The organism is Methylopila sp. 73B (genome assembly GCF_000526315.1).
Lineage (GTDB): Bacteria > Pseudomonadota > Alphaproteobacteria > Rhizobiales > Methylopilaceae > Methylopila.
Window position 1 is genome coordinate 3,001,123 of the sequence record NZ_JAFV01000001.1, and the last position, 18,456, is coordinate 3,019,578.

An 18,456-nucleotide genomic window follows, 5' to 3' on the forward strand; every position below is an offset into this window, starting at 1 on the left:
CAAGGCGTCGCAGGGAGGAGCAACGGAATGAGCGTCATCGGGTTCATCGGGCTCGGCGCCATGGGCGGCGGCATGGCGGCGAATTTGGCGAAGGCGGGCCATGAGGTCCGCGCCTTCGATCTGTCGGACGAGGCGCTGGCGCGCGCCGAGGCCGCGGGCTGCCTCGGCGCGTCGTCCGCCTCTGACGCCGTGGCGGGGGCGGCGGCCGTCGTCACCATGCTGCCCGCCGGCTGGCACGTGGCCGAGGTCTACCGCGACGAGGTCTTCGGCGCGGCGGCCCCCGGCGCGCTGCTGATCGACTGCTCCACCATAGACGTCGCCACCGCCCGCGCCGTGGCGGAGGACGCCGGGACCTGCGGCTTCGCCATGGTCGACGCGCCCGTCTCCGGCGGCATCGCGGCCGCGAACGCCGGCACGCTCACCTTTATGGTCGGCGGAACCCTCGCCGCCTTCGAACGCGCGACGCCGATCCTCGAAGGCATGGGGCGGGCGGTGATCCGCGCAGGCGAGGCGGGCGCGGGCCAGGCCGCCAAGATCTGCAACAACATGCTGCTCGGCGCCACCATGGTCGCCACCTGCGAGACCTTCCTGCTGGCGGAGAAGCTCGGGCTCGATCCGGCCGTGTTCTACGAGATCTCCTCGAAGGCCTCCGGCCAGAGCTGGTCGATGACGAGCTACTGTCCGGTGCCTGGCGTCGGCCCCGAGACGCCGGCGGACCGCGGCTACCAGGGCGGCTTCGCGGCGGCGCTGATGCTGAAAGACCTCAAGCTCGCCCTGGAAGCGGCGCAGGGAGCCGGCGCCAGCACGCCGATGGGAGCCGCGGCCGGCGCGCTCTACCAGGCGATGGCGAACGCCGGCGACGGACGCCGCGACTTTTCAGCGATGATCCGCTTCCTGGACGGCAAGACCGGCGCCTGACGCCGGCCGTCCGACCGGCCGGCGGCGCGTCTTGACGGCGCCGGTCGGGCTGCGGCCGATCAGCCGGCGGAAGGTGCGGCCCATCGCGCCCGCGTCGGGAAACCCGGACAAGCGGGCGACTTCGGCGAGAGTCGCCTCCCCGTCCTGGATGAGCGCCTGCGCCCGCGCCAGCCGCTCGCGCAGGATGTAGCGGTAGGGCGTGACGCCGAAGGCGCCGCGAAAGGCGCGCACGAAGTAGCTCTCGCTCAGGCCGATGGCTTCGGCCATCGCGCGCAGGGTGAGGGGCTCCGTCAGGCGGGAAGCGACGAGCTCGCGCATCAGGCGGGCCTGGGCGGGGGTGAGCGACGCCGGCTTCCGCCGCTTTGACGTCGCCGTCACGCCCGCCGCCCGCAGGATGGCGAGCGCGACGCTTGCGAGAAACAGGGGGTCGGCGCTTTCGGTCTCGCTGGCGTCGTCGCACAGGGCCGCGAACAAGCGGCGAATCTGCGGGCGGTCCTCGAGCGCGCCGATCGTGGGCGCGACGGCGAGCTCGGACAGCCGCTTCTGGAACATCCGCTCGGCCGCGTCGGGCGAGACCGAAACGCTGCGGGCGCGGTAAGCCCCGTCCCAGAGGATCCGGCTTACCTGGCCGGGCCCGTGGAGAACGAAGCCGTCGCTTGTGTGGACGGCGGGAGCGCCGTCGCCGGCGAAGGTCAGGCTGACGCCGGGCCGCGGCTCGAACACGCCGACATGCAGTCCGAAGACCGTGCGCGTAGCGGCGCCGCCTGCGTCATAGGCGTAGTCGACGAGGCTGACGCCGTCGACGTCGGACAGGAACCGGCTGACGCGATCCGGAGGAGAGCTCAGTTCGCCCTGCAGGCCGCCGTTCGCGTATCGCAACACCTCGTCTCCCGGACGCGCAGCGCCCCGGCGGCGCGATGCGTCGCCAGGGCGTCGGTGCGAAACCACGAACCTTGGGGGAGGACGTCGTCCCGCGACGGGAGATCTTAGGTCAGGCCGCCGACGGCGCCGAGCAGGCCGCCCACCAGTCCTGACACCAGGCCGCCGACCTGGTCGATCGTTCCGGACACCGCGCCAAGTTCTGAGCTCAGGTCGAGGTCCAGAGAGAGCCCGCCGCCGACGTGATCAAGCTCAGCCGCGCTCAGCTCACGGATCGTCTCGTTGTTCTGAATCATCAAGAAATTTCCCTTTTCGACTTTTGAGCAATGTTCGCTGTCTTATGGGATCTGAGACGAAACCTGCGTCGCCTCAGATCGAAACGGTACCGAAGCTGAGTCGCGTTGCAAGCCTGTACTTTTGTGATGATTTACGTCGATCGGCGGGCAAACGTCGGATTGGTCAATTCCTGTCACAGGACGCGACGTGCGCGATCCCGCCCGTGATTCCGGGAAGAACCAGCGCTCCGTGACGACCCAACGGGCGCGCAGAGACCGCGTCTCGACTCCGTGTTTGAGCAAAAACTGACGCGTTCGCCCCTCGCCCGCGCGAGCGGCTCCCGATAGAGGGGCAAGTTATTGAAATCATAACATATTTACATATTTTCGCGACAATGTAGCGCAGGCCGGCGTCAGCGCGCGCCCCATGGACCACATGCTTGCCATGGGAAATGCCGGCGCTAAGACACCTCCCCGCGGCGCGGGGCCATCCGTCTCGGGCCGGCGTTGGGCGTATCTGACGAAAGGCCGCGATGAGCTCTCCGCTGTTTCGCCAAGAAGTGGCCGCCGCACGCCGCGACGCCTGGCTCGGCGAAGCCCGTCTGGCGCAGCCCCTCCCGATCCAGCTGGTCGCCGGCATCTGCGTCGCGATGCTCATCGCGTTCGTGCTCTACGTGACCTTCGGCGTCTACACCCGGCGCGTGCACGCCGAGGGCCTATTGACCCCGAACGTCGGCCTCATCACCATCGCGAGCCCCGCCGCGGGCCGCGTGCTGAGTTCAGGCGTGAAGGAGGGCGACAAGGTCGGCAAGGGGCAGTTGCTCTACACGATCAGCCTCGACGCTGTGTCGTCCAGCGGACCGACCCAGGAGCGCGTGATCGAGCAACTGGGCCGGCAGCGGGACAGCGTGGAGCAGCAGCGCGCGCTGCGCGCCGCCACCGCCGCGACCGAGAAGCGCTCGCTCGCCGAGCAGATCGAAAACCTCGAATCCCAGTCGAGCCAGCTCGCGGAGCAGATCGAGCTGCAGGACAAGCTGGTGACGCCGCTGAAGGACCGCGTCGACGTGCTCGTGAAGGCGCTGTCCGACGGCCTCGCCCGCGCGGCCGACCTGCAGAACCAGAACTACCTGTTCATGCAGGCGAGCTCGCAGCTCTCCCAGTTCAAGCAGGCCCGGCTCCAGCTCGAAGGCAAGCTTTCGGAGCTCAAGGCGCAGCACGCGACCTTCGACGACAACCTGTCGCGCGACCTCGCGGAAATGGACCGCGCCGCCGCGCAGCTCGAGCAGCAGCGGGCCGAAAGCGAAGCCCGCCGCGGCATCGAGGTGCGCGCGCCGGAAAACGGCACGCTGACCTCGATCCGCGCGCTCGCCGGCCAGAGCGTCGCCGCCGGCGCGCCGCTGCTCACCCTGCTGCCGACCGAGGGCCGGCTGCAGGCCAACCTGTTCGTGGACTCCTCCTCGATCGGCTTCATCGAAACGGGGGCGGTGGTGATGCTGCGCTACGCCGCCTTCCCGTTCCAGCGCTTCGGCCTGCACCGCGGCGTGGTGGTGGAGGTGACCCGCGCGCCCCTCGCGGGGGACGACGCGCCCGGCGCGCCGCCGAAGGGCGAAGGCGCGGCCGCGCAGGGCGGGCTCTACCGCATCATCGTCGAGCCTGACGAGAACAGCGTCATGGCCTACGGCGAGCGCCGGCGGCTGGAGGCGGGCATGAAGGTGGACGCCGACATCGCGCTCGAGACCCGCTCGCTCTACCGCTGGCTGCTCGATCCGCTCTACCACGCCAAGCGCAGCCTCGACCTCGTAACGGAAGGCGGCTGATCCGTTGAGCGTGCTCCAGACCCTCAAGTTCGGCTTCGGCCGGCGGCTGCCCGTCGTGCTGCAGGCGGAGGCCGCCGAATGCGGCATGGCCTGCGTCGCCATGGTGCTCGGGCGCTACGGCCGCCACGTCGACCTTGGCGCGCTGCGCCGCCGCCACGCGCTGTCGCTCAAGGGCATGACGCTGCGCAACCTGATCGACCTCGCCGGCGGCATGGGGCTCGCGACCCGCGCGCTCCGCTGCGAGCTCGCCGACCTGCCGAAGCTCAAGACGCCCTGCATCCTGCACTGGGGGCTCAACCACTTCGTTGTGCTCGATCAGGTGCGCCCCAAGAGCCTCGTGATCCACGATCCCGCGCGCGGCCGCCGCGTCGTGCCGCTGGCGGAGGCCTCGCGCGAGTTCACCGGCGTCGCGCTCGAGGCCACGCCCGCCATGGAGTTCGTGCAGGAGACGGCCGCGCCCGGCTTCAAGCTCGGTCACCTCTTCCGCAACATCTCGGGCGTGCGAGGCGCGCTCGGCCAGGTCTTCGTGCTCTCGCTCGGCATCGAGCTGGTCGCGATCCTGCTGCCGATCGCCTCGCAGATCGTGATCGACGAGGTCATCGTGAATGCGGACCTCGACCTGCTGCTGGTGGTCGCGATCGGCCTCGGATTGCTGCTGGTGACCCAGCTCGTGCTGGCCGTCGCCCGCACCTGGGCGATCATGCTGGTCGGCGCGAACCTGAACTACCAATGGTCCGGCAGCCTGTTCGACCATCTGTCGCGCCTGCCGCTGGACTACTTCGAGAAGCGCCACGTCGGCGACGTGATCTCCCGCTTCGGCTCGCTCGCCACGATCCAGAAGGCGCTGACGACGGACCTCGTGCAGGCGACGCTCGACGGGATCATGTCGGTCGGCATGCTGATCATGCTCTCGATCTACGGCGGCTGGCTGACGCTGGTCGTGGCGGCCTCGACCCTGCTGACGACGGCGCTGCGCGTCGTCGCCTACAACGCCTACCGCGAGGGCACCGAAGAGGCGATCGTCGCGGAGGCGCGGCAGCAGTCGCACTTCATCGAGACCGTGCGCGGCATGGCGAGCGTGAAGCTGCTCGACCTGCGGGAGCGCCGCCGCGGGGCCTGGATGAACCAGCTCGTCACCGCGCTCAACGCGCGGCTCAGGCTCCAGCGGCTCGACCTCGTCTTCGCCCGCGCCAACGAGCTGCTGTTCGGGCTCGACCGGCTGGTCCTGCTGGTGCTGGGCGCCCGCGCGGTGATCGACCAGTCCATGACGCTCGGCATGCTGGTCGCCTTCCTCGCCTACCGCGACCAGTTCTCGGCCCGCGTGGGCGCGCTGATCGACGCCGGCTTCAAGCTGCGCATGTTGAACGTCCAGACCGACCGGCTGTCGGACATCGTGCTCAGCGACCCGGAGGAGCAGCCCGGCGCGCCCGAGCCAGCCGTCGGCCCCGCGGCCCCTGCCATCGCAGGCGGCTCAGGCGCGATCGGGGTGCGCAATCTCGCGTTGCGCTACGGCGACGACGAGCCCTGGGTGTTCCGCGATCTCGCCTTCGACGTGGAGCCGGGCTCGAGCCTCGCGATCACCGGACCGTCGGGCTGCGGAAAGACGACGCTGCTCAAGATCATGATGGGACTGCTGCCGCCGAGCGAGGGCGCGGTGCTGGTCGACGGCCGCGACATCCGCACCGGCGGCGGCCCCGCCGCGCACCGCCGTTCGATCGCCGGCGTGATGCAGAACGACGGACTGTTCGCCGGCTCGATAGCCGAGAACATTTCCTCTTTCGATGAGCATCCCGATCTCGGCTGGCTCCAGGAGTGCGCCGCGCGCGCGGCGATCCTCGACGACGTCAGGCGCACTCCGATGGGCTTCGAGACCCTGGTCGGCGACATGGGCTCGACGCTCTCCGGCGGCCAGAAGCAACGCGTCGTGCTCGCCCGCGCGCTCTACCGCCGGCCGCAGATCCTGTTCCTCGACGAGGCCACCAGCCACCTCGACGAGCCGACCGAAGCGGCGATCGCCGCAGCGCTGCGGGAGCTGAAGATGACGCGCGTGATCGTCGCCCACCGCCCGGCGACGATCGCGCACGCGGACTTCGCGCTCGCCCTCGGCGGATGAGCGGAGCCTCCGGGGCGCGCCTTGCGGATTTTTCCGCGCCTTCTGTCGGGACCGTCGCCAGTCGACCGTCCTAAGGTTCGCACCACCCGACAGGAGGCCGCGATGTCCAAGCTGATCTTCATCAACCTGCCCGTGACCGACCTCGCCCGCTCGATCGCCTTCTACGAAGCGGTCGGCGCCCGGAAGAACCCGAACTTCTCCGACGACACCGCCGCCTGCATGGTCTTTTCCGAGACCATCCACGCCATGCTGCTGACGCACGACAAGTTCCGGCAGTTCACGTCGAAGCCGATCGTCGACGCCAAGACGGCCTGCGAGGTGCTGATCTGCGTGTCGGAGGCGAGCCGCGAGGCCGTCGACGCCGCCGTCGAGAAGGCCGTCGCAGCCGGCGGCGCGCCGGACCCGACGCCGGTCCAGGACTACGGCTTCATGTATGGCCGCAGCTACGAGGACCCGGACGGCCACGTCTGGGAGGTGATGTGGATGGACCCGGCCGCCGCCGCGGGCGGCCCGCCGGCGGCCTGACCGGAGGACGGCGCGCCTCGGCGCTCGAGGCGGCCCACCGAGGCGTGAGCGTCAGACCGGCGGCGGCGACGCCAGCACGAAGTGGTAAACCGCGAAGCCGATCGCGATGACGACGGCCGCCACCAGCAGGATACGGCCGACATGGCCGCTCGCGGACACCGGCTCGGACGCGTCGACCGCGGCCGGCGCGGGCTCCGGCTCGGCCTGTTCCGACAGCCGCGGGGCGCCCGCAGGCGGCGCGAACGGCGGCGGAGGCGGGGCGGCGACGTCGAGCGGAGGGGCCGCGACCGTCGGAGTGGGCCCTGCCGCCGGCTCCTCGTGGACGAGCGGCGGCGCGTCGGCCATCGGCGTCTCGACGCCGCGGCTCTCGATCTCACGGGCGAGGTTGGCGAAGAAGCTCTCCGCCATCTGCCGGGCGACGCCGACCACCACCCGCGAGCCGAGCTGGGCGACCTTGCCGCCGACCTCGGCGTGGCCGTCGTAGGCGACGACGGTCTCGGCGCCCTCGGCGGTCAGCGTCACCTCGGCCTGGCCCTTGGCGAAGCCGGCGGACCCGCCCGAGGCCTGGCCCGCCAGCGAGAACCGATACGGAGGTTCGGCGTCGAGCAGAGTGAAGGTTCCCGCAAACAGCGCCTTCACCGGCCCGACCTTGGCGGAGGCGGCCGCCTTCATCTCCTGGTCCGAAATCCGCTCCAGGCTTTCGCATCCGGGCACGCTCGCCCTGAGCGCGTCCGGGTCGTTGAGCGCCGCCCACACCGCGTCGCGCGGGGCGGGAAGCCGATAAGACCCTGAAAGCTCCATGGGAACGCTGACCTGACGGGAGTTGGAGACGGCGCGGACAATATTGCGCACAAGGGGGTCCGGTCCAGTCGCCGCGCGCTCTTGCGGCGAGCGATCGGAGGCGCATTGTGGCGCGGCTCGCCGCGAACGCGGCATGGATCGCAGGATTGGCTCATGACGTCGTATGTGTTCGCGCCCCCGCCCCAGCCCGCCGTTGCGGTCAAGGGCTCGTCCGCCCTGTTCCCGGCGCGGCGGGTCTATTGCATCGGGCGCAACTACGCCGCCCACGCCGTCGAGATGGGCCACGACCCCAACCGCGAGCCGCCGTTCTTCTTCCTGAAGACCCCCGACGCTCTCCTGCCCACGGGCCGGACCTTCCCCTATCCGCCCGGCACCTCCGATCTCCATTACGAGATCGAGATGGTGGTCGCGCTCGGCAAAGGCGGCCGCGACGTCCCGGAGGCCGAAGCCCTCGACCTCGTGTTCGGCTATGGCGTCGGGATCGACTTCACCCGCCGCGACCTGCAGGCGGAGGCCAAGAAGCTCGCGCGACCGTGGGAGATCGGCAAGGCCTTCGACCACGCCGCGCCCTGCGGCCCGATCGCGCCCGCGTCCGAGATCGGTCACCCCGCCCGCGGCGCGGTCACCCTGGACGTCAACGGCGAGCGCCGCCAGACCGGCGACCTCGACCAGATGATCTGGAAGACGCCGGAGATGATCGCCTACCTCTCGCGCTACTTCGAGCTCGCCGGCGGCGACCTGATCTTCTCCGGCACGCCCTCCGGCGTCGGCGCGGTGGTGAGGGGCGACACGCTGGAAGGCTGGGTCGAGGGCGTCGGCGAGATCGTTGTGACGGTGGGTTGACGACGTTCACGCAACCGTCTCACGAAAGCGTTACCTGAAGCGCCCGGGGTGGACCACGGCGAGAGCGTGGACGGCCGCCGATCGAGAGGCCTTCTGTCCGACGCCTCGCCCCTCAGCATCGCTCCATCGGGACGCGCGCCGTCCCGGTGGATCTCGGTCGCCGGCTTCACCGCGGCGCTCGGCGCCGGCGTCGTCTACTCCGGCGTCAGCCGGCTCCACGACCTGCAGGCCGCGCCGCTCGGCTCGTGGTTCCGACCGCCTGCGCCCTGAACGCGCCGTCGAGCCGGGGGGACATCGCGGCCTTCACGGCCAACTCCTCGGCCCGCAACGCATCGCCCTCGGCGGCCTCCTCGCCCGCCTGCCGTCCTGGACCACGCCCAACGACGGGAGGCGCCAAGCGGAAACGATTGTGCATCTTGAGCCGGAGAGGTAAGGACGCGCCTTCCGCCGTACGTTCCCACGTTTCCAGCGCGCGATGTCTTGCGCGCCCGAAGTCGAAAGCCTCCGCCCGTGACGTCGTCGCCCGCTCCCCGCAACTCCCCCGCACGCGTGCTGTTCGCGAGCTTGATCGGCACGACGATCGAATTCTTCGACTTCTACATCTATGCGACCGCCGCGGTGCTGGTGTTTCCGAAGCTGTTCTTCCCGACCAGCGACCCGACCTCCGCCGTGCTGCAGTCGTTCGCGACCTTCGCGATCGCCTTCTTCGCGCGGCCGGTGGGCGCGGCGATCTTCGGCCACTTCGGCGACCGCATCGGCCGCAAGGCGACGCTCGTCGCGGCGCTGATGCTGATGGGCCTTTCCACCGTCGCGATCGGCCTGCTGCCGACCTACGCCGCGATCGGCGTGGCGGCGCCGCTGCTGCTCGCGGTCTGCCGGCTCGGCCAGGGCTTGGGGCTCGGCGGCGAATGGGGCGGCGCGGTGCTGCTCGCGACCGAGAACGCCCCTCCCGGCAAGGCCGCCTGGTACGGCATGTTCCCGCAGCTCGGCGCTCCGATCGGCTTCATCTGCTCCGCCGCGAGCTTCCTCGCGCTCGACGCGTTCCTCACCGACGAGCAGTTCTTCTCCTTCGGCTGGCGCATCCCCTTCGTCGCGAGCGCGCTGCTGGTCTTCGTCGGGCTCTACGTGCGCCTCAAGATCCACGAGACGCCCGCGTTCCAGAAGGCGCTCGACAAGCAGGAACGCGTGCGGGTGCCGATGCTGACCGTGCTGAAGGACCACCCCGGCACGCTGGTCCTCGGGACGCTTGGCGCCACGGCCACCTTCACGATTTTCTACCTGATGACCGTGTTCGCGCTGAGCTGGGGCACGTCGGAGCTGCATTTCACCCGTGGCGACTTCCTGCCGCTGCAGATGATCGGCATGGTGGTGTTCGCGCTCACGATCCCGCTCGCCGCCAAAATCGCGGACCGGGTCGGCCGCGACGTGGCGTTGATCGCGGCGACGGCCGCCATCTTCCTGTTCGGCTTCGCCTTCGAGCCGCTGTTCACCGAGGGCCACGTGCTGCTGGTGACGCTGTTCCTGGCGATCGGCCTCGGGCTGATGGGCTGCACCTACGGGCCGCTGGGCGCCGCTCTGGCCGAGCTGTTCCCGACCGCGGTGCGCTACACCGGCGCCTCGCTGACCTTCAACCTCGCCGGCATCCTCGGCGCCTCGCCGGCGCCTTACGTCGCGACCTACCTCGCCAAGACCTATGGCCTCGCCGCGGTCGGCTGGTATCTTTCGGCGATGGCGGCGATGACCGGCCTCGCGCTGATCGCCGTCGCCCGGCGCGCCCGCCGGGGCGCGGCGGCGCTGGCGGCGGAGGCTGCGGCGACCGCGCGCTGAGCGGTCAGCCGGGTCCGGGGGTCTTCGGCTCGAACGGGCACAGGTCCGCGATCAGGCAGCGGTAACACTCGGGCCTGCGGGCCTTGCAGACGTAGCGGCCGTGCAGGATCAGCCAATGGTGGGCGTGCCGGCGGTAGGCGTCGGGCACGGCGGCCTCGAGCCCGAGCTCGACCTCCAGCGGCGTCTTGCCGGGCGCGAGTTGGGTGCGGTTGCCGACGCGGAACAGATGGGTGTCGACCGCGATCGTCGGCTCTCCGAAGGCGGTGTTCATCACCACGTTCGCGGTCTTCCGGCCGACGCCCGGCAGCAGCTCCAGCGCGGCGCGCGACGGCGGCACCGAGCCGCCGTGCTCCGCGATCAGCCGCTCGGACAGCGCGATGACGTTCTTCGCCTTGGCGCGGAACAGGCCGATGGTGCGGATGAGCTCGCGCACCCGCTCCTCGCCCAGGGCCACCATCGCCTCGGGCGTCGCGGCCTCGGCGTAGAGCCGGCGCGTCGCCTTGTTGACGCCGACGTCGGTCGCCTGCGCGGACAGCACCACGGCGACCAGCAGCGTGTAGGGATCGACGTATTCAAGTTCGCCCTTGGGCTCGGGGTCGCGCGCGTGGAAGCGGCGGAAGATCTCTTCGACAACGGCAGGCGGCAGTCGTTTCGCGCGCGCACGCGTCGCGGCCGGCTTCCTGGTCGGCTTCTTGGCCGGAGCGGGTTCCGGAGCGGGTTTCAGGGTCTTGGCGGCGGGTGTCTGGCGGGGCGGCATCCCTGCGTTATACTGAAGCCATGACGCCGGACGCCAGATCGTATCGCGCGGCGGAAGACCCGGTCTTCGACGCCGAGATCACGCCGCACCGCTCGCTCGGTCCTCGCGGCTTCGCGATCCTCATGGCCGCGTTCGGGACCGCGTCGCTGCTCCTCAGCATCCCCTTCTTCCTGATCGGCGCCTGGCCGGTGGTGGGATTCTTCGGCCTCGACGTCGCCCTGCTGTGGCTCGCCTTCCGCATGAGCTTCACGGAGGGGCGCGCCTGCGAGAAGATCGTGCTCACCTACCTCGAGCTCGTCGTCCGCCGGGTCACGCCAAAGGGCGTCGCCCAGGAGTGGCGGTTCAATCCGTCCTGGGTCCGGCTCGAGAGCGAGACCGACGCCGACTTCGGCATGACGCGGCTGGCGGTGCGTTCGCGTGAAGCGTCGATCGACGTCGCCCGGGCGCTGTCGCCGCACGAGCGGGCCGAGTTCGCCGACGCTTTCGGCGCAGCGCTCGCCGCCGCCAAGGCCGGTCCCCGCTTCGCCAACGAGCGCTGAGGCGCGGCGTCTCCCCGCGCCGCCCAGCTTCGCCGCATCACCAGATCCGCGTGACAGTGAAGCCCGAGCTTCGGATCATCTCGACGAGCCCGTTCGGCCCCGGCAGGTGGAGCGCGCCGACCGCGAGGAAGGCGTCGCCCTCGCCGATGATCGGCAGCGCCCGCTGCAGCATGGTGACGTTGCGGCGGGTGATGAAGGCGGAGAGGAAGTCGGCGTAGCCGTCGGCGTCGAACATCCCGGCCCAGGCCGGCCCGCGCATGGCGAGCAGGTAACCGATCCGCCGGGTCTGGTAGAGGCCGGTGATCGTGCTCTCGATGTCTTCGGGACGCGTGTTGCGCTCGGCGGCGTCCCGCAGCATCCGGAGGGCGACGCCGTCCGGCACCGAGGCCAGCGCGTCCACCTGCTCGATCGGGGTCTCCAGCGCCACCACCTCGGCGCCCTGTTCGTGCGCCATCCGCTCGATCCGCGCGTCGGCGGTCTCCGGGTCCGAGCGCTGGATCGGCGCCGCGCAGTTCGAGCGGGACAGCGCGAGCGCGAGATACCAGGGGTTCAGCTGGTTCGCGACCGAGGCGGGGATGCCGGCGCGGGCGACACGCGCCTCGACCGCCGGCCGGACGTGTTCGGGCAGCAAGCGCAGCGTGTCGCCGCCGGGGCGAAACGAACGGTTGGCCACCAGCCGGCGCAACTCGGAGGCGACGCGCTTGGTGCTCGCGCCCGGCAGCTCGATCGCGACCACATGGGAGCGCGCCAGCGCCCGTAGCACGAGATCGTCGAACTGCTTCGCCTGATCGTCGGACGAATGCATCGTGCCGAAGAGATAGGAGACCCTGGCGCCCGGCCGCTCGACCCTCCACAGCAGGCCCTGGCCGTTGACGACGCCGCGCGCCGCGCCTTCGAAGGTCTCGAAGCCGGCGGGATCACTGGCCTGCAGCGACTTGACGAGATCGACGCCGGAGCACGGCTCGAGTTGGGTCGCGGCGCTCGTCAGCGCCCGCGCCGCGTCACCCGAGCGCACGGAACCGACGTCCGGCGCGGCCTCGTCGGCCCGCGCGGACAGCGCCAGGAGTGCGCCTGCGACGAGGACGAATGCGGCGGTCGCGGCCCTTACGCTGCGCGCGAGACCCGCCGAGCCACCTGAAACTTCGAGCCGAGCAGCCGAAGACGACGACGCCATGATGGTAGGATGGGGCGCCGTTCACCCCACGCCAATCACTTCTTTGCTGGCGCAGACCAGCTCCGACGTTTTCGACGGCCATCGGCGCGCGGACGCCTCAGAGGCCGGCGCCGAGATCCTTCACCGACGCGATCGTCGAGTCGGCGTTCATGTCGTAGATGATCGGGGCGGCGGTGAAGAGTTCACGCTGCAGCAGTGCGTCCGGCGTCAGGCGCTCGAGCACCATGATCAGCGCCCGCAACGAGTTGCCGTGGGCGGTGACCAGCGTCTGCTCGCCGTTCAGCACCCGCGGCAGGATCTGGGCGACGAAGTAGGGCAGCGTGCGGGCGACCGTGTCGCGCAGCGACTCGCCGCCGGGCGGCGGCACGTCGTAGGAGCGGCGCCACATCAGCACCTTCTGCTCGCCCCAGGTCTTCCGGGCGTCGTCCTTGTTGAGGCCGGTCAGTTCGCCGTAGTCGCGCTCGTTCAGCGCGGCGTCCTCGATCACCGGCACGGCGCGGCCGCCGAGTTCGGCGAGAATGAGCTGGTTGGTGCGCTGGGCGCGCTGGAGCTTCGAGGTGAAGGCGACGTCGAACGTCACGCCCGCCTCCTTCAGTCTCCGCCCCGCCGCGCTCGCCTCGGCGAGGCCGCGCTCCGTGAGCCCCGGATCTTTCCACCCGGTGAAGAGATTCTTCAGGTTCCACTCGCTCTGGCCATGACGCACGAGCACGAGTCGACGTTGCATGCGAGAGAGCTCCTGGAGAAAGCCGGCCCGCCGAACGGCGGGGCCGCGGGAGGGCCGCTTGAGGCGTCGTGGGACCCTTTAGCGCACCCCCTCGACCTTTGCACGAAGCTTTCGCGCGGTTTCAGCCCTGTTGAAGGCCGAGCACGTCCGCCATGGAGTAATGCCCGGGCTTGCGGCCGAAACCCCACAGCGCGGCCTTCACGGCGCCCCGGGCGAAAATCATGCGGTCTTCGGCGCGGTGGACCAGCTCCACCCGCTCGCCCGCGCCGGCCAGGATCACGGTGTGCTCGCCGACGACCGAGCCTCCGCGCAGCGTGGCGAAGCCGATCGAGCCCTCGGCCCGCGGACCGGTGTGGCCGTCGCGCACGCGCACCGAAGCCTCCTTCAGCGCGACCTCGCGGCCCTCGGCCGCCGCTTCGCCCAGCAGCAGCGCCGTACCGGACGGCGCGTCCACCTTGGCGCGGTGGTGCATCTCCAGCACCTCGATGTCCCACTCCGGCCCAAGCGCCCGCGCCGCTTGGCGCACGAGGGCGGCCAGCAGGTTGACGCCGAGGCTCATGTTGCCCGAGCGCACGACAACGGCGTGGCGCGCGACCGCGTCGAGCCGGTCGAGGTCGGTCTCCGACAGGCCCGTGGTGCCGACCACATGGACGATCCGCGCCTGCGCCGCGAGCTCGGCGATGGCGACGGTCGCCGCCGGGGCGGTGAAGTCCACCACGCCGTCGGCATGGGCCACCAGCGGCAGCGGATCGTCGGTGACGCGCACGCCCATCGGGCCGAGACCCGCCAACTCGCCCGCGTCCGCGCCGATATGGGGCGAGCCCTCGCGCTCCAGCGCGCCGGCGAGCGTCACGCCCTCGATCTCGGCGATCGCCCGCGTCAGCGCTCGGCCCATGCGGCCTGAGGCTCCGAGAACGATGAGGCGCATCTCGGTCATGGGCGGGCTCCTCGGGGCAGGACGGACGGAACGGCTGGGCGGGCGGCCGCTATAGCACCGCGCGGGGGCGGAGGCGACCGCGGCGGGCAAGGTCTGTTGAATTGCTCTAATTCCAGACTTTTGAACTCTTCGCGACGACGTTGACCGCCCGCCCGATCGGGTCCTACCAGAGCCTTGCGCCGCTCCGCCGAGACGCGGCCGCTCCGGGGGACCGACGTCATGACCGCATCTTTCAAGGCCGCCGCTTTCGCTGCTTTCGCCTCGCTCGGGCTGGCCCTGCCGGCCGCCGCCGCCGAGGTCAACGTCTACACCACCCGCGAGCCCGGCCTGATCCAGCCGCTGCTCGACGCCTACGCCGAGAAGGCGGGCGTCAAGGTCAACACCGTCTTCGTCAAGGAGGGTCTCGCCGAGCGCGTGGCGGCGGAGGGCGCGAACTCTCCGGCCGATATCCTGATGACGGTCGATTTCGGCAACCTGATCGACCTGGTCGACCGGGGCCTGACGCAGCCGACGACCTCCGCGGCGATCGAGGCCGCGGTTCCCGCGAGCCTGCGCGACGCCAACGGCCAGTGGACCGCGCTCTCGCTCCGCGCCCGCGTGCTCTATGTCTCGAAGGACCGCCTGCCGGACCTCAAGGCGCTCGCCTACGAGGACCTCGCCGACCCGAAGTGGAAGGGCAAGGTCTGCATCCGCTCGGGCCAGCACCCCTACAACACCTCGCTGATCGCCGCGGTGATCGCGAAGGACGGCCGCGAGGCCGCGAAGACCTGGCTGACGGACCTCAAGGCCAACCTCGCCCGCAAGGCCAGCGGCGGCGACCGCGAGGGCGCCCGCGACGTGCTCGCCGGGCTCTGCGACGTGGCGGTCGGCAATTCGTACTACGTCGGGCTGATGCGTTCGGGCAAAGGCGGCCCCGACCAGCAGAAGTGGGCGGAGGCGATCAATGTCGTCCTGCCGACCTTCGCCAAGGGCGGCGGCACCCACGTCAACGTCTCCGGCGCCGCGGTGGCGAAAAACGCGCCGAACAAGGAGCAGGCCGTGAAGCTGCTCGAATTCCTGGTCTCCGACGAGGCGCAGGGCCTCTACGCCAAGGCGAACTTCGAATACCCGGTGAAGCCCGGCGCGCCGGTCGATCCGATCCTCGCCTCGTTCGGCGAACTGAAGGTCGACGACGCCTCGCTCGCCGAGATCTCGAAGAACCGCAAGGCCGCCTCCGCGCTGGTCGACGAGGTCGGCTTCGACGGCTGAGCCGGCCGCGGCGGTGACGCTCGCGGCGGAGGCGCCGCCGCGCCTGAGCCGCCCTCCCCGCGACGGCGGCCGCTGGCTTGCGGCCGGGGTTGTGATCGCGTGCCTGACGCTGGCGCCGGTCGCGGGGCTCGTCGGACTTGCGGCCCGCGGTTCGGGCGATCTCTGGCCGCATCTCGCGGCCTACGTTCTGCCGCGGGCGGCCTGGGAAACGCTGCAACTGCTCGCGGGCGTCGGCCTCGTCACCACCGTCGTCGGCGTCGGAACCGCCTGGCTGGTCGTCGCCTACCGTTTTCCCGGCCGAAAAATCTTCGAGTGGGCGCTACTGCTCCCGCTCGCGATGCCGACCTACATCGCGGCCTTCGCCTACCTCGACCTCACCCACCCAATCGGCCCGGTCCAGACGACGCTGCGCGCCCTCCTCGGGATCAGGGACGTTCGGGGCCTGTGGTTCCCCGAGATCCGCTCGATGGGCGGCTGCGTCCTGCTGCTCAGCGCGGTGCTTTACCCCTATGTCTACCTGACGACCCGCGGGTTGTTCCTGATGCAGTCCTCCGCGACGCTGGAGGCGGCGCGGACCCTCGGCGCCGGCGGCCTGCGGACCTTCCTCACCGTCGCTTTGCCGCTCGCCCGTCCCGCGATCGCGGTCGGCGTGTCGCTCGCGCTGATGGAGGCGTTGAACGACATAGGGGCCGCCGAGTTTCTGGGCGTACGCACCTTCACGGTCGCGATCTACTCGACCTGGGTGAACCGCTCCAGCGTCGAGGGCGCCGCGCAGATCGCCCTCGTGATGATCGCGCTGGTGCTGGCGCTGGTGGCCTTCGAGCGCTGGGCGCGGCGCCGCCAGGGGGTGGCCGGAGAGGCCCGCGCCGCGCGCCGCAGCGAGCCGCGCGACCTCGGGGCTCTTGGCCAGACCGGCTGCGTGCTGGCCTGCGCCGCGCCGATCGCGGTCGGCTTCGCGGCGCCGGCGGCCTACCTCGCCCATGCCGCCGCCGTCCGCATCGCCGCCTTCGGCGTGCCGCCGCAGATCTATGGCGAGATCGCGCGGACCCTCGGCTTCGCGCTGATCGCGACCGCGATCGCCGCCGCCCTCGGGTTCGTCCTCGCCTACGCCGCCCGCGTGCGGCGCGGCTTGCCGGCGCGAGCGGCGCAGGTCGCCGCCGGCGTCGGCTACGCCATGCCGGGCACGGTGCTCGCGGTCGGCCTGCTGACGCCGCTCGCGAGCTTCGACAACATGGTCGACGGCGTCGCGCGGCAGGCGCTCGGGATCTCGACCGGGCTGCTGATCTCGGGGTCCGGCGCCGCGCTGATCTTCGCCTATGTCGTGCGCTTCCTCGCGATCCCCTCCGGCGGCGTCGACGCCGGTCTCGCCAAGATCCCGCTGTCGCTCGACCACGCCGCCCGGACGCTCGGCGCGCGGCCGGCCGGGGTCGCCCGCGCGCTCCACCTGCCGCTCGCCGCGCCGGCGCTGGGCGCGGCCGCGCTGCTGGTGTTCGTGGACTGCATGAAAGAGTTGTCCGCGACGCTCTTGCTCCGCCCCCTCAACTTCGAGACCCTAGCGACCCATGTCTATGGTGAGGCGTCGCGGGGCACCTACGAAAGCGGCGCCGTCGCCGCCCTCTCCATCGTCCTCGTCGGCCTCGCGCCTGTCGCCCTCATCGCCCGGGCGTCGTCCCGGAGCCGGCCGGCGTCGGCCGAAGAGCTCGGCGTCGCCCCCTAAGGACGATCCCGGAGTTGACCTGAAGCCCGGCGCGACGTTCTGTCGCGCAGCGCCGTTCGAACGACGACATCGCGGGTTCGAACGATTATGACCTGTCGGCGAAAAGAGAGGCCGATGAACTACGACGACGTTTTCCGTCACGCGGTCGAGCAGCTTCACCTCGAGAAGCGCTATCGCGTTTTCGCAGATCTCGAACGCCGCGCGGGCGACTTCCCGCACGCGACGTGGCACGCGGCCGACGGCCCGCGCGACGTCGTGATGTGGTGCTCCAACGACTACCTTGGCATGGGCCAGCACCCCAAGGTGCTCTCCGCGATGACCGAGACGGTCAACCGGCTCGGCGCCGGCGCCGGCGGCACGCGCAACATCGCGGGCACCAACCACCCGCTCGTGATGCTCGAGCACGAGCTCGCCGACCTCCACGGCAAGGAGGCGGGCCTGGTGTTCTCCTCCGGCTACGTTTCGAACGAGGCCGGCATCTCGACCATCGCCCGGCTGCTGCCGGACTGCGTGATCCTCTCCGACGCGCTGAACCACGCCTCGATGATCGCCGGCGTGCGCGGCTCCGGCTGCGACAAGAAGATCTTCGCCCACAACGACGCCGAAGACCTCGAGCGCCTGCTGAAGGAGGCCGGCGACCGGCCGAAGCTGATCGCCTTCGAGAGCGTCTATTCGATGGACGGCGACATCGCCCCCATCAAGGCGTTCTGCGACCTCGCCGACCGCTACGGCGCCATGACCTATCTCGACGAGGTCCATGCGGTCGGCATGTACGGCCCACGCGGCGCCGGCATCGCCGAGCGCGAGGGCGTCATGGACCGGATCGACGTCATCGAGGGCACGCTCGCCAAGGCGTTCGGCGTGATTGGCGGCTACATCACCGGCACCCGCTCGCTGGTGGACGCGGTGCGCTCCTACGCGCCGGGCTTCATCTTCACCACCGCCATGCCGCCGGCGATCGCTGCCGCGGCACGGGCCTCGGTCGCTCATCTCAAGACCTCGCAGAGCGAGCGTGACCGGCACCAGGCCCAGGCCGCGCGCACCAAGGCCGCGCTCGCCGACCGCGGCCTGCCGGTGATGGACTCCGAGACGCACATCGTGCCGGTGTTCGTGGGTTGCCCCGAGAAGGCCAAGGCCGCCACCGACATGCTACTGGCCGAGCACGGCATCTACATCCAGCCAATCAATTACCCCACCGTGCCCCGCGGCACGGAACGGCTGCGCATCACCCCGACGCCGTTCCACGACGACGCGCTGGTGGCGAAGCTTGCCCGGGCGCTGGACGCGGTGTGGGCCAAGCTCGACCTGCCGCGCCGCCCGATCGCGCAGGCCGCCGAGTAAGGCGCCGCGGGCGGGCGGGCC

Annotated in this window: 18 protein-coding genes; 11 read left to right on the forward strand and 7 right to left on the reverse strand. The window is 70.8% G+C overall.

Translation table 11 applies throughout. From position 1 onward, the window contains the following. Nucleotides 1–27: 27 nt before the first annotated feature. Entirely contained in the window at nucleotides 28–918 is an 891-nt protein-coding gene (gene mmsB / locus K244_RS0114390; protein WP_020186982.1) for a 3-hydroxyisobutyrate dehydrogenase, read from the forward strand. On the opposite strand, the gene K244_RS0114395 is transcribed toward mmsB, so the two are convergent. Together K244_RS0114395 and K244_RS0114400 are read right to left on the reverse strand one after the other, a co-directional pair. Continuing rightward, nucleotides 877–1,797: an AraC family transcriptional regulator gene (locus K244_RS0114395; protein ID WP_020186983.1), complete on the reverse strand. Its 921-nt coding sequence runs from the start codon at nucleotides 1,795–1,797 to the stop codon at nucleotides 877–879. The genes mmsB and K244_RS0114395 overlap by 42 nt on opposite strands. Before the next feature lie 107 nt (nucleotides 1,798–1,904). After that, the gene (locus tag K244_RS0114400) at nucleotides 1,905–2,093 is read right to left on the reverse strand and encodes a hypothetical protein (RefSeq protein ID WP_020186984.1); all 189 of its coding nucleotides are present in this window, start codon (nucleotides 2,091–2,093) and stop codon (nucleotides 1,905–1,907) included. A 512-nt stretch (nucleotides 2,094–2,605) separates the two neighbouring features. Here K244_RS0114400 and K244_RS0114405 point away from each other — a divergent pair. The 3 genes from K244_RS0114405 (at nucleotide 2,606) to K244_RS0114415 (ending at nucleotide 6,527) form a co-directional block, all read left to right on the forward strand. After that, nucleotides 2,606–3,889: an HlyD family efflux transporter periplasmic adaptor subunit gene (locus K244_RS0114405; RefSeq protein WP_020186985.1), complete on the forward strand. Its 1,284-nt coding sequence runs from the start codon at nucleotides 2,606–2,608 to the stop codon at nucleotides 3,887–3,889. A 4-nt stretch (nucleotides 3,890–3,893) separates the two neighbouring features. After that, nucleotides 3,894–6,002 (forward strand): peptidase domain-containing ABC transporter, encoded by a 2,109-nt coding sequence (locus K244_RS0114410; protein WP_020186986.1) that lies wholly within the window; start codon nucleotides 3,894–3,896, stop codon nucleotides 6,000–6,002. Nucleotides 6,003–6,104: 102 nt separating this feature from the next. Next, the gene (locus K244_RS0114415) at nucleotides 6,105–6,527 is read left to right on the forward strand and encodes a VOC family protein (protein ID WP_020186987.1); all 423 of its coding nucleotides are present in this window, start codon (nucleotides 6,105–6,107) and stop codon (nucleotides 6,525–6,527) included. Nucleotides 6,528–6,578: 51 nt separating this feature from the next. Here the strand turns inward: K244_RS0114415 and K244_RS23175 are convergent, their stop codons facing one another. Continuing rightward, nucleotides 6,579–7,379: a carbon monoxide dehydrogenase subunit G gene (locus K244_RS23175; RefSeq protein WP_245259773.1), complete on the reverse strand. Its 801-nt coding sequence runs from the start codon at nucleotides 7,377–7,379 to the stop codon at nucleotides 6,579–6,581. Between the two features lie 102 nt (nucleotides 7,380–7,481). Here K244_RS23175 and K244_RS0114425 point away from each other — a divergent pair, with 102 nt between their 5' ends. The 3 genes from K244_RS0114425 (at nucleotide 7,482) to K244_RS0114435 (ending at nucleotide 9,998) form a co-directional block, all read left to right on the forward strand. After that, nucleotides 7,482–8,171, forward strand: a complete 690-nt coding sequence (locus tag K244_RS0114425) for a fumarylacetoacetate hydrolase family protein (protein WP_020186989.1) — start codon at nucleotides 7,482–7,484, stop codon at nucleotides 8,169–8,171. Nucleotides 8,172–8,237: 66 nt separating this feature from the next. Beyond that, nucleotides 8,238–8,441 (forward strand): hypothetical protein, encoded by a 204-nt coding sequence (locus K244_RS0114430; protein WP_197027178.1) that lies wholly within the window; start codon nucleotides 8,238–8,240, stop codon nucleotides 8,439–8,441. Between the two features lie 240 nt (nucleotides 8,442–8,681). After that, nucleotides 8,682–9,998 carry an MFS transporter gene (locus K244_RS0114435; RefSeq protein ID WP_036305809.1) on the forward strand — a complete coding sequence of 439 codons (1,317 nt, stop codon included), beginning with the start codon at nucleotides 8,682–8,684 and terminating at the stop codon, nucleotides 9,996–9,998. Between the two features lie 4 nt (nucleotides 9,999–10,002). On the opposite strand, the gene nth is transcribed toward K244_RS0114435, so the two are convergent. Further along, nucleotides 10,003–10,755, reverse strand: coding sequence for an endonuclease III (gene nth, locus K244_RS0114440; protein ID WP_020186992.1), 753 nt, complete (start codon nucleotides 10,753–10,755; stop codon nucleotides 10,003–10,005). A 20-nt stretch (nucleotides 10,756–10,775) separates the two neighbouring features. Between nth and K244_RS0114445 the strand changes: the two genes are divergently transcribed. Then, nucleotides 10,776–11,294 (forward strand): DUF2244 domain-containing protein, encoded by a 519-nt coding sequence (locus K244_RS0114445; RefSeq protein ID WP_020186993.1) that lies wholly within the window; start codon nucleotides 10,776–10,778, stop codon nucleotides 11,292–11,294. 37 nt (nucleotides 11,295–11,331) lie between these two features. Here K244_RS0114445 and K244_RS0114450 read toward each other — a convergent pair whose 3' ends face one another. The 3 genes from K244_RS0114450 to dapB all read right to left on the reverse strand — a co-directional run bounded on the left by K244_RS0114450 (nucleotide 11,332) and on the right by dapB (nucleotide 14,120). Continuing rightward, complete coding sequence (locus K244_RS0114450) at nucleotides 11,332–12,309, reverse strand: TraB/GumN family protein (RefSeq protein ID WP_020186994.1); 978 nt, start codon at nucleotides 12,307–12,309, stop codon at nucleotides 11,332–11,334. Nucleotides 12,310–12,565: 256 nt separating this feature from the next. Then, entirely contained in the window at nucleotides 12,566–13,192 is a 627-nt protein-coding gene (locus K244_RS0114455; RefSeq protein WP_020186995.1) for a 2,3-bisphosphoglycerate-dependent phosphoglycerate mutase, read from the reverse strand. Between the two features lie 121 nt (nucleotides 13,193–13,313). After that, nucleotides 13,314–14,120, reverse strand: a complete 807-nt coding sequence (dapB, locus tag K244_RS0114460; RefSeq protein ID WP_036306829.1) for a 4-hydroxy-tetrahydrodipicolinate reductase — start codon at nucleotides 14,118–14,120, stop codon at nucleotides 13,314–13,316. A gap of 228 nt (nucleotides 14,121–14,348) precedes the next feature. Here dapB and K244_RS0114465 point away from each other — a divergent pair, with 228 nt between their 5' ends. From K244_RS0114465 to hemA, 3 genes are all read left to right on the forward strand, one after another. Beyond that, a complete protein-coding gene (locus K244_RS0114465) occupies nucleotides 14,349–15,377 on the forward strand; it encodes an extracellular solute-binding protein (protein ID WP_020186997.1) in 1,029 nt (342 codons plus the stop codon). Nucleotides 15,378–15,390: 13 nt separating this feature from the next. After that, a complete protein-coding gene (locus tag K244_RS0114470) occupies nucleotides 15,391–17,094 on the forward strand; it encodes an iron ABC transporter permease (RefSeq protein ID WP_020186998.1) in 1,704 nt (567 codons plus the stop codon). Nucleotides 17,095–17,208: 114 nt separating this feature from the next. Then, complete coding sequence (gene hemA / locus K244_RS0114475) at nucleotides 17,209–18,435, forward strand: 5-aminolevulinate synthase (RefSeq protein ID WP_020186999.1); 1,227 nt, start codon at nucleotides 17,209–17,211, stop codon at nucleotides 18,433–18,435. Nucleotides 18,436–18,456 lie beyond the last annotated feature (21 nt).

What these genes read in the sequence shown, in the direction of transcription:
- mmsB (WP_020186982.1), top strand. Translation starts at nt 28, where the DNA reads ATGAGCGTCATCGGGTTCATCGGGCTCGGCGCCATGGGCGGCGGCATG.
- K244_RS0114400 (WP_020186984.1), bottom strand. Translation starts at nt 2,093, where the DNA reads ATGATTCAGAACAACGAGACGATCCGTGAGCTGAGCGCGGCTGAGCTT.
- K244_RS0114405 (WP_020186985.1), top strand. Translation starts at nt 2,606, where the DNA reads ATGAGCTCTCCGCTGTTTCGCCAAGAAGTGGCCGCCGCACGCCGCGAC.
- K244_RS0114415 (WP_020186987.1), top strand. Translation starts at nt 6,105, where the DNA reads ATGTCCAAGCTGATCTTCATCAACCTGCCCGTGACCGACCTCGCCCGC.
- K244_RS0114425 (WP_020186989.1), top strand. Translation starts at nt 7,482, where the DNA reads ATGACGTCGTATGTGTTCGCGCCCCCGCCCCAGCCCGCCGTTGCGGTC.
- nth (WP_020186992.1), bottom strand. Translation starts at nt 10,755, where the DNA reads ATGCCGCCCCGCCAGACACCCGCCGCCAAGACCCTGAAACCCGCTCCG.
- K244_RS0114445 (WP_020186993.1), top strand. Translation starts at nt 10,776, where the DNA reads ATGACGCCGGACGCCAGATCGTATCGCGCGGCGGAAGACCCGGTCTTC.
- K244_RS0114455 (WP_020186995.1), bottom strand. Translation starts at nt 13,192, where the DNA reads ATGCAACGTCGACTCGTGCTCGTGCGTCATGGCCAGAGCGAGTGGAAC.
- dapB (WP_036306829.1), bottom strand. Translation starts at nt 14,120, where the DNA reads ATGCGCCTCATCGTTCTCGGAGCCTCAGGCCGCATGGGCCGAGCGCTG.
- K244_RS0114465 (WP_020186997.1), top strand. Translation starts at nt 14,349, where the DNA reads ATGACCGCATCTTTCAAGGCCGCCGCTTTCGCTGCTTTCGCCTCGCTC.
- hemA (WP_020186999.1), top strand. Translation starts at nt 17,209, where the DNA reads ATGAACTACGACGACGTTTTCCGTCACGCGGTCGAGCAGCTTCACCTC.